The sequence below is a fragment of the Chromobacterium sp. CCUG 76385 genome (genome assembly GCF_059916625.1).
The window spans coordinates 1-17,244 of sequence record NZ_JAUCGU010000033.1 but is presented as its reverse complement, the minus strand read 5'-3'; the positions used below and the strand labels follow the sequence as shown (position 1 = coordinate 17,244).

The window sequence follows — 17,244 nt, the reverse complement described above, 5'->3', positions numbered from 1 at the left end:
AGCAGGACAGTTTTTTGCCCTATCTGTCGATTCGGGAGAACCTGAAAATGAAAACCTTGATACTGGCCATCGCCCTGACAGGCAGCCTCGGCGGCTGCGTGGTGGAACCGCCGCGCGTCGCGCCGGTTGTGGTGCGGCCGGCCGTGGTGGTGCCGGTGACGCCGGCGTACTACTACGGTCCGCATTATGGTTGGCGCTGATGCAATGGTTTAGGCCAATGCGCGCCAGAGCCACCACGACAGCGCCAGATTGGCCAATACGCTGAACCAGAACAGCGCGCGGAACGGCTGCTTGCGCGTCTTGTGCCGCAAGCCGTGCCGGGCCAAGCAAGCGCCAGGCCAGCCTCCCGCCAGGCCCAGCAGCAACAGCGTCGCCTCCGGCGTGCGCCAAGCCCCGGCCCGCGCGGCGCGCTTGTCGCGCCAATAGGCGATGAACGTCAGCAAACTGGCCGCCATCAGCCAGCTACATACGGCGATTTTCATCTTCCCCTCCATGCCAAATCCGATTGCGGCCGCTCAACGGCAAAACAGCAGAATTTTGTAACTGCCGTTTACCAGATTCCCAACAGAAGCGCGCCGCGCCGCCGTTATCATGGTCCGCACAACAATGATGCCCCGGCGTGTCCGGGGCCTTGCACGTTCAACCGACTCGGGAGAAACCGTCCCATGACCACTGTCACGACGCAGGCGCCTGCCGGCAGCGGCGCCATGCCGCGCCAGATCGCCTACATTATCGGCAACGAGGGCTGCGAGCGCTTCAGCTTCTACGGCATGCGCAACATCCTCACCGCCTTCCTCACCACCTCGCTGCTGCTGTATCTGCCGGAAGACATGCGCGCCGGCGAGGCCAAGCACATCTTCCACAACTTCATGATCGGGGTGTACTTCTTCCCGCTCTTGGGCGGCTGGCTGGCCGACCGCCTCTGGGGCAAGTACAACACCATCATCATCTTCAGCGCGCTGTATTGCGTGGGCCACGCCTGTCTGGCGCTGTTCGAGAACAACCTGAACGGCTTCTACGCCGGCCTGGCGCTGATCGCCATCGGCTCCGGCGGCATCAAGCCTTGCGTGTCGTCGTTCTGCGGCGACCAGTTTGACGAGTCGAACAAGCATCTGGCCAAGATCGTATTCGATTCCTTCTACTGGATCATCAATTTCGGCTCGCTGTTCGCCTCGCTGTTGATGCCGATTTTCCTGAAATCGTACGGCCCGTCGGTGGCCTTCGGCATACCGGGCGTGCTGATGTTCATCGCGCTGGTCATCTTCTGGCTGGGCCGCAAGCATTACGTGATCCTGCCGCCCGCGCCCAAGGATCCGCATTCGTTCTGGCAGGTGGTGAAGTCGGCCATCCTGACGCCGGCCAACGGCCGCCGCGGCGGCTGGCTGTTCGCCGCCAGCGTGGCGCTGGCCGCGTGGTGCAGCTTCAATCTGGAACTGGGCCTGGTGGCAGGTTTCTGCCTGGCCTTCGTCTTGGTGATGGCCGGCGCCAGCCTGGCCGCCCGCTGGCAGCTGGAAGCGGTGCGAGCGCGGCATCCGGAAGAGGCGATAGAAGGCGTGCGCTCGGTGCTGCGCATCCTGATCATCTTCTCGCTGGTGACGCCGTTCTGGTCGCTGTTCGACCAAAAAGCCTCCACCTGGGTGATACAGGCCGGCTTCATGAGCAAGCCGGAATGGTTCGCGCCGTCCCAGATGCAGGCGCTGAATCCGGCGCTGGTGATGCTGCTGATCCCGTTCAACAATCTGGTGTTGTACCCGGCGCTGCGCCGCGTGGGCCTGGAACCGACCGCGCTGCGCCGCATGACCGCCGGCATCGTGTTCAGCGCGCTGGCCTGGATTGTGGTGGGCATGATGCAGCTGCAGATTGACGGCGGCAACGCCCTGTCCATCGCCTGGCAGATTCTGCCCTACGCCTTGCTGACCATGGGCGAAGTGCTGGTTTCGGCCACCGGCCTGGAGTTTGCCTATAGCCAGGCGCCGTTGTCGATGAAGGGCACGCTGATGAGCTTCTGGGGCCTGTCCACCACCGTCGGCAACCTGTGGGTGCTGCTGATCAACGCCGGCGTGGCCAGCGCCGCGATGAAGAGTACCGTGGCGGCCAGCGGCCTGAGCCTGGAGGCCTTCCTGATGTTCTTCTTCGCCGTGATCGCGCTGCTGGCGGCGGGGCTGTTTGGCCTGTACGCGCGCCGCTACCGCGAAGTCAGCCACTACCGCGCGGTCTGAGCGGCTTGAGCTATCCGGCCAGCGGCAGCCGCCGCAGGCCGGATTCGGTCAACAAGTAATCCAGCCGCACGTCCCACGCTTCGCGCGGCACCGCGCCCACCAATTGGCAATCGAAAGCCACGCCCACCAGCAAGGGCCGGCCGCTCAGCGGATGACGGCGGCGAAAGGCCAGGGTGGCGTCGTAGAAGCCGCCGCCCTGCCCCATGCGATAACCGTCGCGGTCCACCGCGAGCAAGGGCACGAAGATCACGTCCAACCGCTCGGCGCGCAAGCGCTGTCCAGCGTATTCCAGGATGCGATAGCGCGGGTGCCGATACCAGCGATCGGCCGCGCCCAGCCGGGTAAACCACAGCCGGCGGCCGCGATGCGGAATCTGCGGCAGATAGACCTGCCCGTTACGCCACAGCGCGGCATTCAGCAACTCGGAAAGATCCAGCTCGGAACCGGCGGCCAGATAGCCGCCTATGCGCTTGCCGCGCTGCAACAGGCGCGAGGCGTGGCGCGCGATGGCGCGGGCGGCTGCGGCGCGATACACAGGCGGCAGGGCCATGCGGGCGCGACGAATCCGGCGCCTGAGCGCCTGCTTGTCGATGGAAGTCATTGCAGTGGTGGACGAGGTCATGGGGGGAGACCCCCGCGAGTGCCGTTCGGGCTAAATTCGCTTGTACCCTGTTTCCAGGAGGGGCCGCCTGCCAGACATTTCGGGCGCATCCGCAAGGGACGCGTCTCACCCATGTCTCACGCTGGCAGCCAAAAGCGAACGCATTGGTACAAAGGAATTGTGTGCCGTCACGAACACCGCAGGGGATAAACTGACCTGTAGTGCGCCGCCTTGTCAGAACAGCGGCTGTTGACTCTGGCGAAGCGCCTCGTCAGCGGCTTCGCTCATGCCGCGTATTTTACGCTGAAACGCCGCCATCTCCAAGCCTTCTCCCACTTTTGTTTTCAGCAGGTCATGGGCGATGTTCAGCGCGGCCATGATGGCGATCTTGTCGGCGTCCATCACCTTGCCATGCTGCTGGATGGTGGCGATCTTGCCTTCCAGCAAACGCACCGCCTCGCGCAGAGTTTCCTGCTCGCCTTCCGGGGTGCCGATGGTGAAATGGCGTCCCAGCAGTTCGATGTCGACCTGAACCACGTCGCTCATTGCTCATCCTCCGGCGCAGCCGGCAGGCGCGCCACCAGCGCGGCCACCCGGTTGCGGGTTTCATTGACGCGGAAATGCAGCTCGGCGTTTTCCTTCAGCGCTTCGGACAGCGCCTCGGCGAAACGGCCGTTCTGGGTTTCCAGCTCCCGAATGCGGCCAACCAGCGCCGCGACGCGGGATTCGAGATATTCCAGTTCATTGTCCATGGCGGCGAGGATAACGGGCCGCTAGTTGGCCGTCAAACCCAGCCGCTGCCGCGCCGTGTCCAGACGGGCGCACAGCGCGGCCGCGCCATCCACCATGCGCGGCCCCGGAATGCTGATGGCGTCGTCAGACAGCGCGAACAGCGCGCCGCCAGCCACCGCCGGCAAGGTTTTCCAGCGCTGCCACATCGCCAGCGCGGCGTTGTCCGTCGCGATGATGGCCTGTGGCTGCGCCGCCACGACCGAGGCCGTGGACACCTGCGGCGCCGGCAGCGACAGATCGGCGAACACATTGACGCCGCCGCAGGTGCGGATCAGCGCATCGATATAGCTCTTGCCGCTGACGGTGAAGATCGGCGCCTGGCTCAATTGATAGAACACCCGCACCGGGGCGCGGCCGCCATAGCGCTGCTGCAAGGCGGCCAGCCGCTGCCGGTATTGCAGCGCGGCGCGCGCGGCCGCGGCTTCGGTGCCGGCCAAGCGGCCCAGCTTGTCGATTTCCAGCGCCACATCGCCCGGTTGCAACGGATGGCTGATGAATACCGGCACGCCCAGCCGCTTGAGCCGCTCCAGTTCGCGCGGCGAACCGCCATCCTGCCACGCCACCACCAGATCAGGCTGCAGACGCAATACTGCCTCCAGGCTGAAACCGGTGAAGCTGCCCACCCGCGGCAGCCTCTTCGCGGCGGCGGGATGGTCGCTGTATTCGACTGTGGCCACCACCTTGTCGCCGGCGCCGGCCGCGAACAGCAACTCGGTGGCATGCGGCGCCAGGCTGACGATGCGCTGCGCCGGCTTGGCCAGCGCGACCGTCTGCCCCGAACCATCCTCGACGCTGACGGCCGCGCGCGCGGCGCTGGCCAGCAACAGGCCGGCCAGACAAAGCCATAGCCTCATGCCAGCCCGCCTTTCAGCGCCAGCGGCAAGCCGCAGGCCACCAGGGTGACCCTGTCGCAACGCGAAGCCACCAGCTGGTTGAGCCGACCCAATTCATCGACGAAACGGCGGGTTTCGGCATCCGCCGCCACCACGCCCCAGCCGACCTCATTGGACACCAGCAACGCCTCGCCCTTGAGGACACCCAGCTCCGCCAGCAGCGCGTCGCGCTCCACCACGTACTCGTTCTCGTCGAGACCGGCCGCGCCGAAGAAGCGCATCAGCCACATGCCCAGGCAATCAATCACCAGCAGGCCGCCCGCCGCATCATGCGCAGCAATGGCAGCCGCCAGCGCGCGGCCGCACTCGGCCACGGCCCAATGCGCGGGACGCTGGGCGCGATGCCGCTCCACCCGCCGCGCGAATTCGGGGTCCAGCACCTCGGCGGTGGCCAGATAACACACCGGCCCCGCGTGCTGGCGGGCCAGTTCTTCGGCATGGCGGCTCTTGCCGCTGCGGGCGCCGCCGGTGATCAGGTGAGGCATGGATGTCCCTTACTGGCTATAACGTACGCCGATGAAGGCTCCCAGCCCCCCGGTATTGTAACCATAGGTCGTTTCGTACTCGCGGTCGAACAGGTTGTCTACACGTGCGGTAGCGGTCCAGCTTTTGGCAAAACGATAATCGACATAGGCATTTGTCACGCCATAACCATGCAGCGTCACATTGGAAATGTTGTCATAGCGAACCGAGGCGACTTGCTGCTCCACACCGGCCGTCCAACGCCCCCAATCGCGGCTGGCAGTGAAATTGGCGCTCTGACGCGGACGGAAGGCCAGCCATTGGCCGGTCTGGTCGTCACGCGCATCCAATAAGGTGAGGTTGCCGCCCAAATCGAACGCTGCCAGCTTGGTTTGCCCCTCCAGACTCAGCCCGCGGATGGTGGCGCGGTTGACATTGAGCATGGTGCCGATGCCATTGCCCAGCGAGCCGTAAGAGATCAGATTGCTGACCTGGTTATGGAAGCCCGTCAGGCGGAAAGTGCTGCCCTGGTGACGATACTCAAGACCCAACTCCGTATTGATGGCGCTCTCCGGCTTCAAGTTCGGGTTGCCTTGATAGCCAAACGCCAATGGGTAATACAGTTCATTGAAGGTCGGCGCCTTGTAAGCCGTGCCATACCCCGCCCGCACCAACCATCCTTCGGCGAAACGGTAGCCGTAGTCCAGTTTGCCGGTGGTCTTGCCACCGAACTGGTCATCATGATCACGGCGCACGCTAGCCTGTAGCAGGCTATTGCCCATTTCCAGCTGATAAGTGGCAAACCCGGCATTCTGGGTACGCGTGGTCTTGGTATACGCGCTGCTGCTGCTCACCTTCTGGTCATTATGGGTCGCGCCCAGCGCGAACTTGCCCCAGGCGGTAGTCAGATCGTTCTGCCAAGTCCATTCGTTCAGGGTCGTCTGGTACAAGCTGTTGCGCTGGCCGCCGATCGCGTCAGCGAAGGTTTCCTGCTTGTCCTGGCTATGGCTGAAACGCAGGGTGCTGGTCCAGATGTCGGAGAACCGGTTGCGGGACTCCAGGCTCTGCCCCGTGAGGCGAGTATCGGTCCAATCCTGGCCTATCGGATTCTGGTCAAAATCAACGCGGGCAAAGGTCTGGAACAGACGCAGTGTCAAATCATGCCCCGGTGCCAGTGTTTGCGTCACACTGGCGCTGTAGCTATCGTTTCGGTAGCCGTCCTTATCCGGGTTATATGAATTTTGATTCAAAGCGTTGGTAGCGGAGAAACCATCGGACTGATCATGGCTCACTTGCAGGCTGTAAGCAGTATTGCCTGTCTTGCCATCTACGCCGGCCGTCAATTTGCCCGTGCCCCGGCTACCGGCTTCCACAGCGGCATTCACTCGCGGTTCGCCCTCGCCCTTGCGAGTAAAAATCTGGATCACGCCACCAATCGCATCGGCGCCGTACAAACTCGACGCGGGACCGCGCAGAATTTCAATATGGTCGATCTGGGCCAAGGGAATGTTCTGCATCGCCGTGGTGCCGGACGTCGCCGAGGAGATGCGGACGCCATCCACCAGCACTACGGTATGGTTGGAGTTGGTGCCGCGCATGAAGATGCTGCTGTTGGTTCCGGGACCGCCATTGGCGGTGATGCTGATCGCCGCCTGGCGAGACAGCACTTGCTGCAATGTTTGCGCGCCGCTTTGCTCGATCTCGTCGCGAGTGATGACCGTGGCGTCGGCCAAGGTTTTGGATAATGGCTGCGCGATACGGCTCGCCGTCACAATCACCGGGTCGCCGGCGAATTCCGGCACATCGGCGGCATGGGCCGCGCCGGCACAGGCCAGCGCCACGGCGAAGGCGCAAGTTTGGGGCTGAAACATGAAACACACTCCACGGATTGATAGCTTCCCGCAAGGGGACATCGTCAGAGTGCGAAGAGGACAAGAGAACGGGTCGCGGCGCAGCCGGAATCGTCTGTCGGATCGCCTCCCCGCGATACTCCAGTATTCCTCCGGCTTCCGGCCGGGGCTCTGCAGGCCGGTCTCCGGGCTGGGCCATGCCGGCGACGCGCCTTCCCATCCGATTGGACAGTGGCTTGCTGCGTCGCCTGGGCGCGTATCGCGCCAGGCCTTACCGTTGCGGGGGCAGCGCCGGCTTCACACCGGCTTCCCGTTTCACCCGCGCTCGCCCCAAAAAGGCTAAGCGCGGACACCTGCTAGGCGGCGATTATAACCCGCCGGGGTTTTGGCGGCACCGGCCAAGCGGTAATATGCTTAGAGTCCGGCGGCCAGCCATGCGCGCCGACAACATTCCATGATCATCCTTCCCTGCAGGCCAGAACATGAATCGTAGCAAACCCCTGGATCTTTCCGCCCGCAACGCCGCCCGCGCCCGCCAGGCCATCCTGACCAAGCCGCCAGGCAGCCTGGGGCAATTGGAGGAGCTGGCCTGCCGCTTTGCCGCCTGGCAAGGCCGCGCCCGGCCGGACGTCCTGCGCCCCGCCATCACCGTGTTCGCCGGCGACCACGGCGTCACCGCCGAGGGCGTGTCGGCCTTTCCCTCCGCCGTCACCACCGAGATGGTGCGCAACTTCGCCAATGGCGGCGCAGCCATCTGCGTGCTGGCGCGCGCGCTGGACGCGCGGCTGGAGGTGGTGGACGTAGGCGTGGCCGGCGATGTGTCGGCGCTGCCCATCGTCCATGCCAAGGTGCGCGCCGCCAGCCGCAACCTGGCCAAGGAATCGGCCATGAGCGCGCAGGAGGTGGAAGCTGCGCTGGAAGTTGGCCGCGCCGCGGCGCGCCGCGCGGTGGGCGAAGGCGCGAATTTGCTGATTGCCGGCGATATGGGCATCGGCAACACCACGGCGTCGGCCGCGCTGATCTGCCGGCTGACCGGCGCGTCGCCGGAACTGGTGGTAGGCCGCGGCACCGGCATCGACGACATCGGCCTGGCCAACAAGCTGCGGGTAGTGAAGACCGCGCTGGCGCGCGTGGCTTGGGAAAACCTCAGCGGCCAGGACACGCTGGCCGAGCTGGGCGGCCTGGAGATCGCCGCCATGGCCGGCTTCTACCTGGAAGGCGCCCATCTGGGCGCGCCGTCGCTGGTCGACGGCTTCATCGCGAGCGCCGCCGCGCTGTGCGCCAAGGCCATCGACCCCTCGCTGCACGACTGGCTGCTGGCCAGCCACCGCTCGGCGGAAGCCGGCCACGACCATGCGCTGGCGGCGCTGCAGCTGCAGCCGCTGGTAGATCTGGGCATGCGGCTGGGCGAAGGCTCCGGCGCGGCGGTCTGCGTGCCGCTGCTGCAGATGGCGGTGAAGCTGCACAACGAGATGGCCACTTTCGAGGAGGCCGGCATCAGCGGCAAGTCCGCATGAACCCCTACACCCTGACCCTGCTGCGCCATGGCGACATCGAACACGACGGGCGGCTGATCGGCCTGACCGACCTGCCGCTGACCGAGCTGGGCCAACGCCAGCTCGACGCCAGCTGGAGCCGCATCAGCAGCCTGGCGCCAGTCACCGCCATCGCCACCTCGCCGCTGCAGCGCTGCCGCGAGTTTGCCGTCAAGCATGCGCTATCCGGCTCGCTGGCGCTGAAGGTGGAGCCGCGCTTCGCCGAGATGGACTTCGGCGACTGGGACGGCCAGCCAGTGTCCGAGCTGGAACACAGCCACCCCGGCTGGGGCGCAGAACTGGCGGACGGCCGGCTCAGCCCGCCCGGCGGCGAAAGCTTCGAGCAGTTCCGCACCCGCGTGCTGGCCGGCCTGGCCGACTGGATGAGCGAGGCGCGCGGCAGCCATCGCCTGCTGGTGACGCACGGCGGCGTCATCACCGTGCTGATGGCGGAATTGCTGGGCACCGATTTCTCCGTGGCCAAGCTGATGACGGTGCAGCGCGGCGGTTTCGCCCAGCTGTCGATGCTGGAAGGCCACCCGGCCTACCTGCTGCGGCTGGAGTCCTCATGCGCGGACTGATTCTGGCGGTGCAGTTCCTGACCCGCTTGCCCACCCCGCAGTTGGCGGATTTCCGGCCGGAATGGCTGGCGGCCAGCGCGCGCTGGTTCCCTGCCGTCGGCTTGATCGTCGGCGCTTTGCTGCTGACGGCCCTGCAGCTGGGCGGCCTGGTCGATCCCTGGCTGGCGGCGCTGCTGGCGCTGCTGGTTTGGGTGGGCGTCACCGGCGGCCTGCATCTGGATGGCCTGGCCGATCTGGCCGACGCGCTGGGCGCAGCCCACCGCTCGCGCGAACGCTTCTTCGAAGTATTGAAAGACCCGCATCTGGGCAGCTTTGGCGTGCTGTCGCTGATCCTCGCCGTCGTCGCCAAGCTGGTGCTGCTGATGCTGATCGCCCGTCACAGCGGCATCGCTTGGGGGCTGCTGTTGATCCCGGCCTGGGCGCGCGGGTTCGCTGTGGCCTGGTCGGCCACCCTGCCAGCCATCGCGCCGGGCAGCGGCGAGCGCTTCGGCTGGCGCAAAGACTGGGCCGGTATGGGACTGAACCTGGCGGTCTTGCTGGCCTTGTCCGTCTGGCTGGCGCCGGCCTTGTTGCTGGCCCCGCTGGCCGGCCTGGCTTGGTGGGGCTTTCTCAAACGCCGGCTGGGCGGCATGACCGGCGATTGCCTGGGCGCGGGCGTGGAAATCTGCGAGATCGCGCTGCTGGGGCTGCTGCTGATCAGGCTGCCGTTTGCGTTCTGAGCGACAAGCAGCGCCGCCAAACAAAAACGCCACTCCAAGGAGTGGCGTTTGCTCATCCTCGCGGCAAGCGCGCTTACAGCTTGCCTTCCACCTTTTTGTTGCGCATCAGGCACAGCATGTCACAGGCGATGTGGGCGGCGGCCAGGGCGGTGATTTCGCTCTGGTCATAGCTCGGGGCGACTTCCACCACGTCCATGCCGACGATGTTCAGATCGCCCAGATTACGGATGATCTTCAGCGCCTGCGCGGTGCTCAGGCCGCCCGGCACCGGGGTGCCAGTACCCGGCGCCGCGGACGGGTCCAGACAGTCGATGTCGAAGGTCACGTAGACCGGCGCGTCGCCGATGGTCTTCTTGATCTCGGCGATGGTGGCATCCACGCCGTTGTCGTGCACCCACGGCGCGCCCAACACGTTCAGGCCCATGAAGTCGTCGTTCCAGGTGCGGATGCCGACCTGCACCGATTTCTTCGGATCGATCAGGCCTTCCTTCACCGCCTTGTAGAACATGGTGCCGTGGTTCAGGCTGTCCGGGCTGTCGTCAGGCCAGGTGTCGCAGTGGGCGTCGAAGTGCAGCAGCGCCAGCGGCTTGCCATACTTTTCGGCGTGCGCGATCAAGAGCGGGTAGGTGACGTAGTGGTCGCCGCCGAAAGTCAGCATCTTGGCGCCGGAGGCCAGGATGGTGCGGGCGTGCTCGATGATGGACGGCTTGATGGTCAGCGGGTTGTGCGCGTCGAACCAGCAATCGCCATAGTCGACCACGGCCAGATCGTCAAACGGGTCGAAACCCCACGGATACGGCTTCAGCTCGGCCAGCTGCACGCTGGCGGCGCGGATGGCCTGCGGGCCCATGCGCGCGCCGGAGCGGAAGGTTACGGACAGATCCAGCGGAATGCCGGACACCGCCACGTCTACGCCTTCCAGATTGCGGCTGTAGTTGCGGCGCATGAAGGACAGCACGCCGGCGTAGGTGTTTTCGATGGAGGAGCCGTACAGGCCCTGACGGCGAATGGCGCCGTCGCCGTAGATCATTTCATCACTCATGCCACTCTCCAGGCGAGAGTACGCCGCCAGCGGTCAATGTATTGATTCCGCATGATTTCGCGACGATTGCCGTCCATCTTGCACAGCCGACGGCTTAAGGCTGCCGCGCCCCGCGGCGCGGAAACCCGAAGTGTGCCGTGCCAGGACAATACGTTCAAGTGAAGACGCGGCGCGACGGTGAAAATTTGTCGCCGCCGCCACGGCGGCATTGCGGCTTCGACGGCGCATTCCGTCAGCCGCCCTGCTCCACCGCGTTCACGCGCCGCGCGAACTGGCGGCTGCGCCACCAGCGCCAGCGCAGCTTGACGTCATACCAGGCCGGCCGCAGCCCCAGCAGGAACAAGAACAGCGCCAGCGGCAAGGTGAAGCCGAAACCCAGATGCTTGAAACCCAGCGCGCCGACGACCCCGCCCACGAAGAACGACAGCAGGATCAGCGCGTAGACGCGGAATTTCTTGCGATTGGAGCGCACCGCCGCCACCCGCGGATTGGCCTGGCGGTTGTAGTAGCTCATCTTGGCCAGTTCGATGCCCAGGTCGGTGGCGATGCCGGTCATGTGGGTGCTGCGCAGCAGGCCGCCGGACAGCTTGGTGACGATGGTGTTGTGCATGCCCATGATGAAGCACAGCAGCATCACCGTCGGCGGCGTGAACAGGCCCTTGTGCAGCGACAGGCCGGCGCCCAGCAGGCCGAACACCAGCAGCAGCAACGCCTCTTCCATCATCGAGACGCCGTAGCCGCCGCGCAGCCGCTGCCGCCGCGCCCACAGGATCAGCCAGGTGCTGTGCATGGCGCCGCCGACAAAGCAACTCAGCATCACCAGTAGCGATAGGGCCAGCCGGATCTCGCCGGTGGCCCAGGCGTCGGCCATGCCGGAAACAATGCCGGAGATGTGCGAGGTGTAGCGATGCACCGCCAGGAAGCCGCCGGCGTTGATGGCGCCGGCGATGAAAGCCATCGCCCAGCCCAGCTGGCGCAATACCCTGTCGTTGAAACGGCCGTGGTCGAGCAGCCGCGTGATGTGGAAGTGTCGGGCCATAAGTGTGGGACAAAGAAAACGGCGACTTGTTGTCGCCGTCATCGATATTGCGCCGCAACACAAGGGGTTGGCAAGCCGCCGGATCAAACTTTGCGCACAAAGTCTGCCTGGCTCAGCAACCCTTCAGCGCGATGCCTGGGGTCAGCTTCTTCTGCAGCGCCTTCAGCTGTTCCGCCTGCGCCGCGTCCAGGTCCTTGAAGGTCAGCGTGGTCTGCTTGCTCGTCTGCTCCTTGGACTTGACCATCGCCTTGTCGTAACCCGCCGCCTTCAACCGCGCGACCAGCGTTTTGGCCGCGTCCTCCTTGCTGAACAGGCCCAGCGACAGATTGCCCTTGAACTCGTCGTTACTGACGATGTAATTGGTAAAACCCTTGTCTTTCAGCTCCGCCGACAGCGTCTTGGTTTCAGCCTGGGTAGCCAGCGGCGGATAATACACCCAGAAGCGGCCGGAACCCTTGCTTTCCTCCTTGCTGTCTTCCTGCAGCTGGCCGGGCTTCAGTTTCAGCTGCGGCACGCCGCCCTTCACTCGGGCCAACAGGCTGTCGCTCAGGCCGCCCCAGCTGTAGCAGGCCACAGCCTTGCCTTTGGCCGGCTCCGCCGCCTTTTCCGCTGGCTTGGCTGGCGGCTTGTCGGCCGGCCTGGACGCCTCAGGCTTCACGGCTGGCTTGGCTTGCGCCTTGGCCGCGCTGGCCATCGGCTTGGCCTCCGGCGCGGAAGCGGCCTTGACCACGGCGGCCACAGGGGCGCTCGCTTGCGCGGCGGAGGCATCGGGCTTCCAGCTTGGCGGCAACAGCTTCACTTGGCCAGGGCTCACTTCCTGGGCGTGCACGTCCAACGGCGGACGCTGTTTCAGCGTGCCGTACATCGCCACCACCAGGTTGAGCACCACCACCAGCGCCACAAACCACTTCATCACGAGTTCGCCACCTTGAGTAGACCCATCAATACCAGATTATCCACGATCTGCAACGGCGCCGCGAGCCACGGCGCGATGCGCGCCGCGTCGCCGCCGGTCAGAATCACCGTCGCCGGCTCGCGCCCGGTGCACTCGGCCAGCTTGCGCCGCTGCCCTTCTATCGCCCCCACCAAAGCCGCCATCGCGCCGCTGGCCAGCGCGTCCGGCGTGCCCTGCGGGAATGCCACCACTTCGCCGGCCTGCCGGTTCAGATTGGCGGTGCCTTGCGCCAGGCTGTGCAGCATCAGGCCATGGCCTGGCAGGATCAGCCCGCCCAGGTAGTCGCCCTCGGCCGTCAGCGTCTCCACCGTCAGCGCGGTACCGGCGCAGGCGACGATGACATCGCCGCGGCAGATCTCGCGCGCGGCCAATACAGCCAGCCAGCGGTCGGCGCCCTGCTCCGCGGTGTTGCGATAATGGTTACAGACCTCGCCGAAACGACGTTCCGAATGAACGCGATGCAGCGCGCATGGCACGGCCGCCGCCAGGCCGTCGGCCACTTCGCCGCGCGCCACCGACGACATCCAGGCGCCTTCCAGCGGCAAATCGCGCCAGGCGTCCGCCAGGCCAGCCAGCTCATGATGCTCGGCCGCGCCCTGGGCGACACAATCCGCACCCCGGTATACCGCCCATTTGACCCGGCTATTGCCGGCGTCTATCAGTAATTTCATCGGCGTTCCCTTAAACTGACTTCGCCGATATGGAAAGTCCGCAAGCCCTGCTCCGTCTCCAGCTGCAAGGCGCCGTTGTCCGCCACGCCGCAGGCGATGCCGTCCACCGGCTCGCCATGCGAGAAGCCCAGCCTCACCGCCGCGCCCTGATGGGCGGACAGCTGCCACCATTCTTCGCGCAGCGGCGCAAAGCCATGGCGGTCAAAATCCGTCAGCACCCGCTCCAGCTCATTGAGCAAGGCCGCCAACACGCGGTTGCGCTCAGGCGCGATGCCGGCCTGCTCCAGCGTGGCAATCGGCTGATCCACCTCGCCCGGATCGCCCACATTGACGCCGATGCCCACCACCACTGCGGCCGGCCCCAGCGCGTCGCCGGACAATTCAATCAGAATCCCGGCCAGCTTGCGGCCATCCAGCAGCACATCGTTAGGCCATTTCAACTGCACCGGCGCGCCCAGGCTGCGCAAGGCGCGCGCCAAGGCCACGCCCACCGCCAAAGACAAGCCGGCCAGCTCGGCCATGCCGCGATTGAAACGCCACAGCAGCGAGAACGTCAATCCCGCGCCCAGACGCGTCTGCCAGCGGCGACCCAAGCGGCCGCGGCCAGCCGTCTGCAATTCACAAGCCAACACCAAACCATGCAAGCCGCCATTGCCGGCGCGCGCCATCAACTGGCTATTGGTGGAGTCGGTCCGCTCCGCCACCGCCAGCGTGAAAGTCTCGGCCGCCGCCTCGTCCAAACCGGCGCGCACCGCCGCCACGTCCAGCCAGGCGAACGGTTGGGCCAGCTTGTACCCCTGGCCACGTACGCTGAACACCGTCAGCCCCAGTTCGCTCTCGATGGCGTGCACCGCCTGCCAGACCAGCGTGCGGGAACAGCCCAGCGCCTGGGCGATGTCCTCGCCGGAGTGGAAACGGCCGTCCGACAAGTGGCGCAGCACCGCGAAGGCGTGCTCGCTCACGCCTTGTCCTCGGCGGCGCGGATCTTGTTCAGCGTCTTGGTGGTGGAAGTATCGAACAGAAAAGGGATGGAATGCACCTGCCCGCCGCGCGCCAGCGTCTGTGCGCTGCCGACGATCTTGTCCACGCTCCAGTCGCCGCCCTTGACCAACACGTCGGGCTGGACCTGCTCGATCAACTCGGCCGGCGTATCGGCATCGAACCAAGTCACCAGGCTGACGCTCTCCAGCGCCGCCAGCACGGCCGCGCGGTCGTATTCGTTGTTGATCGGCCGGTCGTCGCCTTTGCCCAGTCGCTTCACAGAAGCATCGGTATTCAAGCCCAGCACCAGGCTGGCGCCCAGCGCGCGGGCTTGCGCCAGATAAGTGACGTGGCCGCGGTGCAGGATGTCGAAGCAGCCATTGGTGAACACCAAGGGGCGCGGCAGGGCCGCCAGCTTGTCAGCCAACTGCTCAAGCGGGCAAATCTTGTCTTCAAACGACGGCAGCGGATAAGTCATGCATGTCCTTGCGTAAAAGCCGGCCGGCGTCGCGGATTACCGCCCCATCAATCGCCTGGCCGCCAAACGGGTAAGTTGCGAAGCATACCACCGTAGCCGCTCCCGCCCAACACCCAGAAACGCCAACGCCCCGGCAGGGACTGTCGGGGCGAGTTGGGGCGGCGTTTCGCCGGCGCAAAGCACAAAGCCCAGCTCGGTTGAGCTGGGCTTTGTCTTATCGGGCGTCTGGCGGTGTCCTACTTTCACATGGCGAATGCCACACTATCATCGGCGCTAAGGCGTTTCACGATCCTGTTCGGGATGGGAAGGCGTGGGACCACCTCGCTAAGGCCACCAGACATAAACTGTCACAAACTGTAAGAAGCCTGAATCAGCAGGTTTTGCTGATTCTGAATATTCGGTATTTGATGCGTCTTCGCACACACTCTATCTCGCGCCTCGGTTACCCAAGTCACTCAAATGATAGGATCAAGCCTCACGAGCAATTAGTATCGGTTAGCTTCACGCCTCACAGCGCTTCCACACCCGACCTATCAACGTCCTGGTCTCGAACGACTCTTCAGGGAGGTCAAGCCTCCAGGGAAGTCTCATCTTCAGGCAAGTTTCCCGCTTAGATGCTTTCAGCGGTTATCTCTTCCGAACTTAGCTACCCGGCGATGCGACTGGCGTCACAACCGGTACACCAGAGGTTCGTCCACTCCGGTCCTCTCGTACTAGGAGCAGCCCCCGTCAAACTTCCAACGCCCACTGCAGATAGGGACCAAACTGTCTCACGACGTTTTGAACCCAGCTCACGTACCACTTTAAATGGCGAACAGCCATACCCTTGGGACCGGCTACAGCCCCAGGATGTGATGAGCCGACATCGAGGTGCCAAACACCGCCGTCGATGTGAACTCTTGGGCGGTATCAGCCTGTTATCCCCGGAGTACCTTTTATCCGTTGAGCGATGGCCCTTCCATTCAGAACCACCGGATCACTATGTCCTGCTTTCGCACCTGCTCGACTTGTCGGTCTCGCAGTTAAGCTACCTTTTGCCATTGCACTATCAGCACGATTTCCGACCGTACCTAGGTAACCTTCGAACTCCTCCGTTACACTTTGGGAGGAGACCGCCCCAGTCAAACTGCCTACCATGCACTGTCCCCAATCCGGATTACGGACCAAGGTTAGAACCTCAAAGGGGTCAGGGTGGTATTTCAAGGTCGGCTCCACCAGAACTAGCGTCCTGGCTTCAAAGCCTCCCACCTATCCTACACAAACCACTTCAAAGTCCAATGCAAAGCTACAGTAAAGGTTCACGGGGTCTTTCCGTCTAGCAGCGGGGAGATTGCATCTTCACAAACACTTCAACTTCGCTGAGTCTCAGGAGGAGACAGTGTGGCCATCGTTACGCCATTCGTGCGGGTCGGAACTTACCCGACAAGGAATTTCGCTACCTTAGGACCGTTATAGTTACGGCCGCCGTTTACCGGGGCTTCGATCAAGAGCTTGCACCCCATCACTTAACCTTCCGGCACCGGGCAGGCGTCACACCGTATACGTCCACTTTCGTGTTGGCACAGTGCTGTGTTTTTGTTAAACAGTCGCAGCCACCGATTCTCTGCGACCTCTCAAAGCTTCAGACGCGAAGTCCTACACTCTAAGAGGCATACCTTCTCCCGAAGTTACGGTATCAATTTGCCGAGTTCCTTCTCCTGAGTTCTCTCAAGCGCCTTAGAATTCTCATCCTGCCCACCTGTGTCGGTTTGCGGTACGGTTCTTGTGTAGCTGAAGCTTAGTGGCTTTTCCTGGAAGCGTGGTATCAGTCACTTCAGGTCCGTAGACCCTCGTCATCACGTCTCGGTGTTATAGAAGGGCGGATTTGCCTACCCCTCACACCTACCGGCTTAAACAGACTATTCCAACAGTCTGCTGACCTAACCTTCTCCGTCCCCACATCGCACTACACAAAAGTACGGGAATTTTAACCCGTTTCCCATCGACTACGCTTTTCAGCCTCGCCTTAGGGGCCGACTCACCCTACGCCGATGAACGTTGCGTAGGAAACCTTGGGCTTTCGGCGAGCGGGCTTTTCACCCGCTTTATCGCTACTCATGTCAGCATTCGCACTTCTGATATCTCCAGCATCCCTTACGAGACACCTTCACAGACCTACAGAACGCTCCCCTACCACGCACAGTAAACTGTGCATCCGCAGCTTCGGTTATCAGTTTGAGCCCCGTTACATCTTCCGCGCAGGACGACTCGACCAGTGAGCTATTACGCTTTCTTTAAATGATGGCTGCTTCTAAGCCAACATCCTGGCTGTCTAGGCCTTCCCACTTCGTTTACCACTTAACTGATCATTTGGGACCTTAGCTGGCGGTCTGGGTTGTTTCCCTCTTGACGATGGACGTTAGCACCCACCGTCTGTCTCCCATGCT

Annotated in this window: 18 protein-coding genes, 2 rRNA genes, 1 other RNA gene and 1 riboswitch; of the genes, 5 read left to right on the top strand and 16 right to left on the bottom strand. The window is 63.9% G+C overall.

Going from position 1 to position 17,244, the window contains the following annotated elements; all coding sequences use genetic code 11:
- Positions 1-47: 47 nt before the first annotated feature.
- Positions 48-200, top strand: coding sequence for a hypothetical protein (locus tag QUG01_RS16935; RefSeq protein WP_500831122.1), 153 nt, complete (start codon positions 48-50; stop codon positions 198-200).
- A 9-nt stretch (positions 201-209) separates the two neighbouring features.
- On the opposite strand, the gene QUG01_RS16930 is transcribed toward QUG01_RS16935, so the two are convergent.
- Positions 210-482, bottom strand: coding sequence for a DUF1294 domain-containing protein (locus QUG01_RS16930; protein ID WP_500831121.1), 273 nt, complete (start codon positions 480-482; stop codon positions 210-212).
- A gap of 183 nt (positions 483-665) precedes the next feature.
- On the opposite strand from QUG01_RS16930, the gene QUG01_RS16925 reads away from it, so the two are divergent.
- Positions 666-2,219, top strand: a complete 1,554-nt coding sequence (locus QUG01_RS16925; RefSeq protein ID WP_500831120.1) for a POT-type proton-dependent oligopeptide transporter — start codon at positions 666-668, stop codon at positions 2,217-2,219.
- Positions 2,220-2,229: 10 nt separating this feature from the next.
- Here QUG01_RS16925 and QUG01_RS16920 read toward each other — a convergent pair whose 3' ends face one another.
- The 7 genes from QUG01_RS16920 to QUG01_RS16890 all read right to left on the bottom strand — a co-directional run bounded on the left by QUG01_RS16920 (position 2,230) and on the right by QUG01_RS16890 (position 6,838).
- The gene (locus QUG01_RS16920) at positions 2,230-2,841 is read right to left on the bottom strand and encodes a 5-formyltetrahydrofolate cyclo-ligase (protein ID WP_500831119.1); all 612 of its coding nucleotides are present in this window, start codon (positions 2,839-2,841) and stop codon (positions 2,230-2,232) included.
- A 5-nt stretch (positions 2,842-2,846) separates the two neighbouring features.
- Positions 2,847-3,029: non-coding RNA, 6S RNA (ssrS, locus tag QUG01_RS16915), on the bottom strand.
- Between the two features lie 25 nt (positions 3,030-3,054).
- Complete coding sequence (locus QUG01_RS16910) at positions 3,055-3,366, bottom strand: cell division protein ZapA (RefSeq protein WP_043622345.1); 312 nt, start codon at positions 3,364-3,366, stop codon at positions 3,055-3,057.
- Positions 3,363-3,572, bottom strand: a complete 210-nt coding sequence (locus QUG01_RS16905; protein WP_043622343.1) for a hypothetical protein — start codon at positions 3,570-3,572, stop codon at positions 3,363-3,365. The genes QUG01_RS16910 and QUG01_RS16905 overlap by 4 nt, the downstream gene beginning before the upstream one ends.
- Before the next feature lie 21 nt (positions 3,573-3,593).
- Positions 3,594-4,466: a cobalamin-binding protein gene (locus tag QUG01_RS16900; RefSeq protein ID WP_500831118.1), complete on the bottom strand. Its 873-nt coding sequence runs from the start codon at positions 4,464-4,466 to the stop codon at positions 3,594-3,596.
- Positions 4,463-4,990, bottom strand: coding sequence for a bifunctional adenosylcobinamide kinase/adenosylcobinamide-phosphate guanylyltransferase (gene cobU / locus QUG01_RS16895; protein WP_500831117.1), 528 nt, complete (start codon positions 4,988-4,990; stop codon positions 4,463-4,465). Before cobU ends, QUG01_RS16900 begins: the two co-directional genes overlap by 4 nt.
- Positions 4,991-4,999: 9 nt before the next feature.
- The gene (locus QUG01_RS16890) at positions 5,000-6,838 is read right to left on the bottom strand and encodes a TonB-dependent receptor domain-containing protein (RefSeq protein ID WP_500831116.1); all 1,839 of its coding nucleotides are present in this window, start codon (positions 6,836-6,838) and stop codon (positions 5,000-5,002) included.
- 138 nt (positions 6,839-6,976) lie between these two features.
- Positions 6,977-7,189, bottom strand: a riboswitch (cobalamin riboswitch).
- Positions 7,190-7,299: 110 nt separating this feature from the next.
- On the opposite strand from QUG01_RS16890, the gene cobT reads away from it, so the two are divergent.
- The 3 genes from cobT to cobS are packed head-to-tail and all read left to right on the top strand — an operon-like array spanning position 7,300 to position 9,652.
- Positions 7,300-8,334, top strand: coding sequence for a nicotinate-nucleotide--dimethylbenzimidazole phosphoribosyltransferase (gene cobT / locus QUG01_RS16885; protein ID WP_500831115.1), 1,035 nt, complete (start codon positions 7,300-7,302; stop codon positions 8,332-8,334).
- Positions 8,331-8,933: a histidine phosphatase family protein gene (locus tag QUG01_RS16880; protein WP_500831114.1), complete on the top strand. Its 603-nt coding sequence runs from the start codon at positions 8,331-8,333 to the stop codon at positions 8,931-8,933. The genes cobT and QUG01_RS16880 overlap by 4 nt, the downstream gene beginning before the upstream one ends.
- Complete coding sequence (gene cobS, locus QUG01_RS16875; protein WP_500831113.1) at positions 8,921-9,652, top strand: adenosylcobinamide-GDP ribazoletransferase; 732 nt, start codon at positions 8,921-8,923, stop codon at positions 9,650-9,652. The genes QUG01_RS16880 and cobS overlap by 13 nt, the downstream gene beginning before the upstream one ends.
- Positions 9,653-9,725: 73 nt before the next feature.
- On the opposite strand, the gene speB is transcribed toward cobS, so the two are convergent.
- The 8 genes from speB to QUG01_RS16835 form a co-directional block, all read right to left on the bottom strand.
- Positions 9,726-10,694: an agmatinase gene (gene speB, locus QUG01_RS16870; protein WP_500831112.1), complete on the bottom strand. Its 969-nt coding sequence runs from the start codon at positions 10,692-10,694 to the stop codon at positions 9,726-9,728.
- 232 nt (positions 10,695-10,926) lie between these two features.
- Positions 10,927-11,733: a YoaK family protein gene (locus QUG01_RS16865; RefSeq protein WP_500831111.1), complete on the bottom strand. Its 807-nt coding sequence runs from the start codon at positions 11,731-11,733 to the stop codon at positions 10,927-10,929.
- A gap of 112 nt (positions 11,734-11,845) precedes the next feature.
- On the bottom strand, positions 11,846-12,646 hold the full coding sequence (locus QUG01_RS16860; protein WP_500831110.1) for an SPOR domain-containing protein: 801 nt from the start codon (positions 12,644-12,646) through the stop codon (positions 11,846-11,848).
- Complete coding sequence (locus QUG01_RS16855) at positions 12,646-13,359, bottom strand: type III pantothenate kinase (protein WP_500831109.1); 714 nt, start codon at positions 13,357-13,359, stop codon at positions 12,646-12,648. The genes QUG01_RS16860 and QUG01_RS16855 overlap by 1 nt, the downstream gene beginning before the upstream one ends.
- The gene (locus tag QUG01_RS16850; protein ID WP_500831108.1) at positions 13,356-14,321 is read right to left on the bottom strand and encodes a biotin--[acetyl-CoA-carboxylase] ligase; all 966 of its coding nucleotides are present in this window, start codon (positions 14,319-14,321) and stop codon (positions 13,356-13,358) included. Before QUG01_RS16850 ends, QUG01_RS16855 begins: the two co-directional genes overlap by 4 nt.
- A complete protein-coding gene (gene rfaE2, locus QUG01_RS16845; protein WP_500831107.1) occupies positions 14,318-14,818 on the bottom strand; it encodes a D-glycero-beta-D-manno-heptose 1-phosphate adenylyltransferase in 501 nt (166 codons plus the stop codon). The genes QUG01_RS16850 and rfaE2 overlap by 4 nt, the downstream gene beginning before the upstream one ends.
- 223 nt (positions 14,819-15,041) lie before the next feature.
- Positions 15,042-15,156 (bottom strand): 5S ribosomal RNA (gene rrf, locus QUG01_RS16840).
- 126 nt (positions 15,157-15,282) lie between these two features.
- Positions 15,283-17,244 (bottom strand): 23S ribosomal RNA (locus QUG01_RS16835); the annotation flags it as partial.